Below are 6,253 nucleotides of genomic sequence, written 5' to 3' on the forward strand. Positions count from 1 at the left end.
TCAGAGTGAGAGGAAGCTAAAACGTTTTCAGACGCCGGTCAACAGCCCTGACAAGAAGGGCTGTTGCCGGGGACGGGGCCCTCGCGGGAGAGGAGGGCCCTCGCGATCAGCTCCTGCCTCGCCGCGCCAGCGCCACCGCTCCCCCGCCCGCGAGGAGCAGAGCGACCGCGCCGCCCGCGATGTACGGCGTCATGGAGCTGCCGCCGGTCTCCGCGAGGCCGTCCTCGGCGGAGTCGCCCTGGGGCTCGACGCCGCTGCCCGAACCGGCGCTCGGGGAGGAGCCGGGGTCGGCACTCGGGTCGGCTTCCTGCGCGGGCGCGTCCGGCGTCTCGCAGGTCGCCTCGGCCAGGGTCAGGGTGCCCTGGACGTCGGCCACGTTGAGCTTCAACGGGTTGACGGAGACCTTGAGTTCGAGAGCGGTGGCGGCGGCCGTACGCGACGCCGTCTGCGTCTTGGAGTAGTCCAGCCGCACGTCGCCCACGCCCGGCACCTCGACCTTCGTGGTCCCGCCCGCGGTCAGGGTGACCTTCTTGCCCAGCACGGTGACGTCGCCCAGCAGGTTGGACGAGGCGGTCGGCTTCTTCCCGGCCTCGCAGGTGGCCTTGGAGGTGACCTGGCCGACCTCGATGAGGGAGAGCAGCGGCAGGCCGGGGACGTGGACCTTGGCGTGGGCGAGGTTGGTGTACCCCTCGGCCCTGCCGTCGGCGACCGTCGCCTTCGACGAGGCGGCCTCCGCGCTCAGCACGCTGAACGGCTTTCCGCCGTCCACGCCGTCCAACTCGGCCGTCAGCGTGGACTCCTCGGCGCTCTCGGGCGCCTGCACCTCGTTCAGGGAGACCGCGAGCGGGACGTTCACGGTCTTGTTGAGCAGGGACACGTCGAGACCGGTGCGCAGGACGACGGCGCTCGCGCGGCCCTCGTCACCGGTCGCGTGCACGGGTCCTGCGGCGGCCAGGGCCGCGGGACCGGCGGCCAGGGCGGTGGCCGTCGCGACGGTGGCGAGACGGCGTGCGGGCATGCGGAGGTTTTTGCCGTTCAAGGTGGGGAACCCCTCAGGGGAGACTTGCTCGGGACCTGCCAAGAATCCCGCATGCGGCATGCGCGGTCAGCATCCTGACAGGCATTCACCCCTACGTGTGTTTCCCGTGCAGGTTTTCGAACCTCGGGCCACGCACGTTCTCCACAGTCACAGGCGCAACAGCCGCCTCAGCCCATGATCTTCCCGTTCAGGACGATCCGTCGAGGCGCCGCCAGCACCCGTACGTCCGCCCGCGGATCGGAGTCGTACACCACGAGGTCCGCCGCCGCGCCCTCCTCCAGGCCGGGACGGCCGAGCCACGCCCTGGCCGACCAGGTCGTCGCCGCGAGCGCCTCGAGGGCGGGGATGCCGGCGGTGACCAGTTCCGCCACCTCGGCCGCCACCAGACCGTGCGGCAGGGTGCCGCCCGCGTCGGTGCCCACGAAGACCTGGATACCGGCGTCGTAGGCGGCGCGGACCGTGTCGTAGCGGCGTTCGTGGAGCCGGCGCATATGGGCCGACCAGCGGGGGAACCTGGACTCGCCGCCGTCGGCCAGCTTCGGGAAGGTCGCGATGTTCACGAGGGTGGGGACGATCGCCACCCCGCGCTCGGCGAACAGCGGGATCAGGTCCTCGGTCAGTCCCGTCGCGTGCTCGATGCAGTCGATGCCCGCCTCGACCAGGTCCTGGAGCGAGTCCTCGGCGAAACAGTGCGCGGTGACCCGGGCACCGAGCCGGTGCGCCTCCGCGATGCCCGCCTCCACCGCCTCCCGCGGCCAGGTCGGCGCGAGGTCCCCGAGGTCGCGGTCGATCCAGTCGCCGACCAGCTTGACCCAGCCGTCGCCGCGCCGGGCCTCCTGGGCGACGTAGGCGACCAGGTCCTCCGGTTCGATCTCGTGGGCGTAGCCGCGGATGTAGCGGCGGGTGCGGGCGATGTGCCGGCCGGCCCGGATGATCTTCGGCAGGTCCTCGCGGTCGTCGACCCAGCGGGTGTCCGAGGGCGAGCCGGCGTCACGGATCAGCAGGGTGCCCGCGTCGCGGTCGGCCAGCGCCTGCTTCTCCGCGGTGCCCTCGTCGACCGGGCCGTGCGCGCCGAGGCCCACATGGCAGTGCGCGTCCACGAGGCCGGGCAGGGCCCAGCCCTCGACGGTCCGGACGTCGCGGGCGCCGGCGGGACGGTCGTACGAGATCCGGCCGCCGACGACCCACAGCTCGTCCCGGACGTCGTCGGGCCCGACGAGGACCCGGCCCTTCACATGCAGCACACCCGCGCGATCGCTCATGTACTGCACCTTAGTGACCGGCCCCTGCTGCCCGGACGGTCCCTAGTCGCCCTTGCCCACCTGGTCCGAGGTCTCCTCCTCCACCTCGGCCATCGCCGGGTCGAGGAGGCGGGAGAGGAAGTGGCGGGTGCGCTCGTGCCGCGGGTCGCCGATGACCTGGTCAGGGGCGCCGTCCTCGACGATCACTCCGCCGTCCATGAAGACGACCCGGTCGGCGACCTCGCGGGCGAAGGTCATCTCGTGGGTGACGACCATCATCGTCATGCCCTCGTCGGCGAGCATGCGCATGACGGCGAGGACATCGCCCACCAGCTCGGGGTCCAGCGCGGAGGTCGGCTCGTCGAAGAGCATCACCTGAGGACCCATGGCGAGCGCCCGGGCGATGGCGACGCGCTGCTGCTGGCCGCCGGAGAGGGAGGACGGGTACGCCGTCGCCTTCTCCGCGAGGCCGACCCGCTCCAGGTTCTCGGCGGCGACCTTCGCGGCCGTGGCCTTGTCGCGTCCCAGCACCCGGCGCTGCGGCAGGCTGAGGTTCTCGGTCACCGTGAGGTGCGGGAACAGGTTGAACTGCTGGAAGACCATGCCGATCCGGCGGCGCACGGCGTCGATGTCGACGTCCGGGTCGGTGAGCTCGGTGCCGCCGACGAAGACCTGGCCCTTGGTGGGTTCTTCGAGCAGGTTCACACAGCGCAGCAGCGTCGACTTGCCGGAGCCGGACGGGCCGATGACACACACGACCTCGCCCTGGCCGATCTCCAGGTCGATGCCGCGCAGCACCTGGTTGTCGCCGAAGGACTTGTGCAGGCCGCGGACTTCGATCTCCGGCCGGGAGCCAAGGGTCTTCTCTGTCACTTCTGTCACTTCACGGCCTCCTGGGCCTTCGCCTCCATGCGGCGTACGACGAAGCCGAGCGGGATCGTGACCAGCAGATAGCACAGGCCCGCGACCAGGATCGGCGTGGAGTTGGCGGTCTGGCTGGCCAGGTCGCGGCCGAACTTGGACAGTTCGCGCTCCTCCAGCGTCACACCGAGGAACAGCACCAGCGAGGAGTCCTTGAAGAGCAGGACGAGTTCGTTGGTGAGCGGCGGGAGGATGATCCGGAACGCCTGCGGGATGATGATCGAGATCATGGCGCGGGCCGGCGAGAAGCCGAGCGAACGCGCCGCCTCCATCTGCCCCTTGGGCACCGCCTGGATGCCCGCGCGGATCGTCTCCGCCATGTAGGCGGCCGCAACCAGACCGAGCGCGAGGGCCACCTTGCCGTAGGTGCCGCCGGGAATCTCCGTCCCCGGGAAGGCCAGTGGTACGGCGACCCCGATGAAGATGAAGATCAGCAGGGCGGGCAGACCGCGGAAGATCTCGATGTAGACGCCCGCGAGCCAGCGGTAGGGCCCCACGGACGACAGCCGCATCAGCGCGATCACCATGCCGAGGACGAGTCCGACGGCGAAGCCGGACACGGTGTACAGCACGGTGTTCTTCAGCGCGAGGCTGATGACCTCGGGGAACATCTGCTCCGCGATGGCCTTCTGCGCGAACTGGTTGCGCAGCCGGTCCCAGTCGGCCGCGACCGCGAAGGCGATCACGGCCGCGACGAAGACGACGTACTGGACGCCGCGCGACAGGCTGCGCTTCTGACGCCTGGTCAGACCCTTCTTCTTGGGCTGCTTCGGCTGGAGTTCCACGTCTGTGCCGGTTGCGTCCGCCATGGGGTCAGGACGCGGCGGGCGAGGCAGAGGCGGCGGACTCGTCGTACGGGCCGATCCACTGCTCGTAGAGCTTCTTGTACGTGCCGTCGGCCTTCGCGTCCTTGATCGCCTTGTTGATGGCATCGCGGAGCTTGTCGTTGCCCTTCTTCACCGTGAAACCGTACTGCTCACCGGTGTTGATCTGCTCGGCGACCTCGAAGGCGGCGGCGTTGGCCTTGTCCTTCAGCCAACCCTGGACGACCGGGTAGTCGATGACGACGGCCTGGACCTGCCCGGTGCGCAGGCCGTTGATGACGGCGTCGGAGGACTCGAAGGAGACGGGGTCCAGGCCCTTGCTCTTGGCGTAGTCCTCGCCGGTGGTCTGCGCCTGGGCGCCGACCTTCTTGCCCTTGAGGCCCGCGAAGGAGGAGATGCCGCTCTTCTTGTCGACGAGGACGGCCTGGGTGGCCTCGAAGTACGGGTCCGAGAAGTCGACGTTCTTCTTGCGCTCCTCGGTGATGGTCATGCCTGCGGCGGCGAGGTCGCACTGGCCGGCGTTGAGCGAGCCGCCGGTCTTGAAGTTCTCGAAGGGCTGGTCGACGATCGCCTGCTTCACGCCCAGGTCCTCCGCGACCAGGTCGATCAGCGACACGTCGAAGCCCTGCACCTTGCCGTCGATCTCCGACTGGAAGGGCGGGTACGGCAGGTGGGTGCAGGTGGTGAGCTGGCCCGCCTTGACGACTTCGACACCGCCGGCCGCGGTCTTCGTAGCGCTGCCGCCGTTGCCGTCGGAAGAGCAGCCGGCCACGAGCACCAGCCCGGCCGTCGCGGTGGTGGCGGCCAGAATGCGGGTCCGGCGCCCGAAGGTCGTCTTCACGGGGGGCCTCCTGTCAGGGAACTGTGGGTTCCGATTATAAGGAGATGTTTGAGATGCTCAAACCAAACCGATGGTTAAGGGGCCGTTCGACCTAAGAAGTCGGGTGCGGGAAGGGGTGTTGGGGTGCGCGGTTACGCTCGTCACGTCGATCCCCGGAGCGTAGAGAGCGAAGAGAGAGCCCGCCGTGACCCACCCCTTCCTGGACCTGGCCCCGCTGAGCGCCGCCCGATTCGCCGCCATCGAGGACCGGGTGGCGCGGCTCCTCGGCACCGAGCAGGACGTCGTGATCATGCAGGGCGAGGCGCTGTTGCCACTGGAGGGGGCGATCCGGGGGACGGCCGGGCCCGGCACGGTCGCGCTGAACGTGATCACCGGTCCGTACGGGCAGACCTTCGGGGACTGGCTGCGTGACTGCGGTGCGCGGGTGATCGATCTGGCGGTGCCCTTCCATACGGCGGTCACGGCGGACCAGATCCGGCAGGCCTTCGCCGAGCATCCCGAGATCGACTTCGTGTCCCTGGTGCACGCGGAGGCGGCCACCGGCAACACCAACCCCGTCGCGGAGATCGGTGAGGTCGTGAAGGCGCACGGGGCGCTGTTCTACCTGGACGCCGTGGCGTCGATCGGGGCCGAGCCGGTGCTGCCGGACGCGTGGGGTGTGGACCTGTGCGTCATCGGGGCGCAGAAGGCGATGGGCGGGCCGGCCGGGGTGTCGGCGGTGTCGGTGAGCGAGCGGGCGTGGACTCGGATGGCCGCGAATCCCCGGGCGCCGCGGCGGTCGTATCTGTCGCTGCTCGACTGGAAGGAGCGGTGGATCGACGGAGGGCGGAAGGCGCTGCTGCATGCTCCTGCGCAGCTGGAGATGCTGGCGCTGGAGGCGTGTGTGGAGCGGATCGAGGGGGACGGGCTGGATGCGGTGATGGGCCGGCACCGGGCCGCCGCGCTGTCCACTCGGGCCGGGGCGGTCGCGCTGGGCGGGGGGTTGGAGCCGTACGTGTACGACGCCACGGAGGCCGCGCCGGTCGCTACGACGCTTCGGGCGCCGGCGGGGGTGGTGGCGTCGGAGGTGGTGGCTCGGGCGCTGGCTTCGGATCCCGCGTTGCCGCTGGCCGCGGGGGGTGGGGCGTTGGCCAAGGAGATGATTCGGGTCAACCACTACGGGGTGGATGCGACGGTGGGTGTGGTGCGGGGGTGTGTGGCGGCGTTGGGGGTCGCGCTGGCGGAGAAGGGGCTGGGTGTGGATGTGGAGGGGGCGTTGGGGGCGGTGGATGCCGGGTGGCGGTAGCGGGTTCTTCGCCCCCGCCGCCCCTACCCATTCCCGTCCCCTGGGGGCTGCGCCCCCAGACCCCCGCTGTCGGCCCTTCGGGCCTCGTCCTCAAACGCCGGA

6 protein-coding genes are annotated in these 6,253 nt (G+C 70.4%); 1 reads left to right on the plus strand and 5 read right to left on the minus strand.

Annotated features, from left to right (window positions below; genetic code table 11):
- Positions 1–106: 106 nt before the first annotated feature.
- The 5 genes from ACIREI_RS44020 to ACIREI_RS44040 all read right to left on the minus strand — a co-directional run bounded on the left by ACIREI_RS44020 (position 107) and on the right by ACIREI_RS44040 (position 4,866).
- Entirely contained in the window at positions 107–1,039 is a 933-nt protein-coding gene (locus ACIREI_RS44020) for an SCO1860 family LAETG-anchored protein (RefSeq protein WP_403345780.1), read from the minus strand.
- A gap of 167 nt (positions 1,040–1,206) precedes the next feature.
- On the minus strand, positions 1,207–2,301 hold the full coding sequence (locus ACIREI_RS44025; protein WP_403345782.1) for an amidohydrolase family protein: 1,095 nt from the start codon (positions 2,299–2,301) through the stop codon (positions 1,207–1,209).
- 42 nt (positions 2,302–2,343) lie between these two features.
- The gene (locus ACIREI_RS44030) at positions 2,344–3,162 is read right to left on the minus strand and encodes an amino acid ABC transporter ATP-binding protein (RefSeq protein WP_403345784.1); all 819 of its coding nucleotides are present in this window, start codon (positions 3,160–3,162) and stop codon (positions 2,344–2,346) included.
- On the minus strand, positions 3,159–4,010 hold the full coding sequence (locus tag ACIREI_RS44035; protein WP_403345786.1) for an amino acid ABC transporter permease: 852 nt from the start codon (positions 4,008–4,010) through the stop codon (positions 3,159–3,161). Before ACIREI_RS44035 ends, ACIREI_RS44030 begins: the two co-directional genes overlap by 4 nt.
- A gap of 4 nt (positions 4,011–4,014) precedes the next feature.
- Positions 4,015–4,866, minus strand: coding sequence for a transporter substrate-binding domain-containing protein (locus ACIREI_RS44040; RefSeq protein WP_403345788.1), 852 nt, complete (start codon positions 4,864–4,866; stop codon positions 4,015–4,017).
- Positions 4,867–5,050: 184 nt separating this feature from the next.
- On the opposite strand from ACIREI_RS44040, the gene ACIREI_RS44045 reads away from it, so the two are divergent.
- Positions 5,051–6,151 carry a pyridoxal-phosphate-dependent aminotransferase family protein gene (locus ACIREI_RS44045; protein WP_403345790.1) on the plus strand — a complete coding sequence of 367 codons (1,101 nt, stop codon included), beginning with the start codon at positions 5,051–5,053 and terminating at the stop codon, positions 6,149–6,151.
- The last annotated feature ends 102 nt before the right edge of the window (positions 6,152–6,253 follow it).

The sequence above is a fragment of the Streptomyces sp. NPDC093591 genome (assembly GCF_044764885.1).
GTDB lineage: Bacteria > Actinomycetota > Actinomycetes > Streptomycetales > Streptomycetaceae > Streptomyces.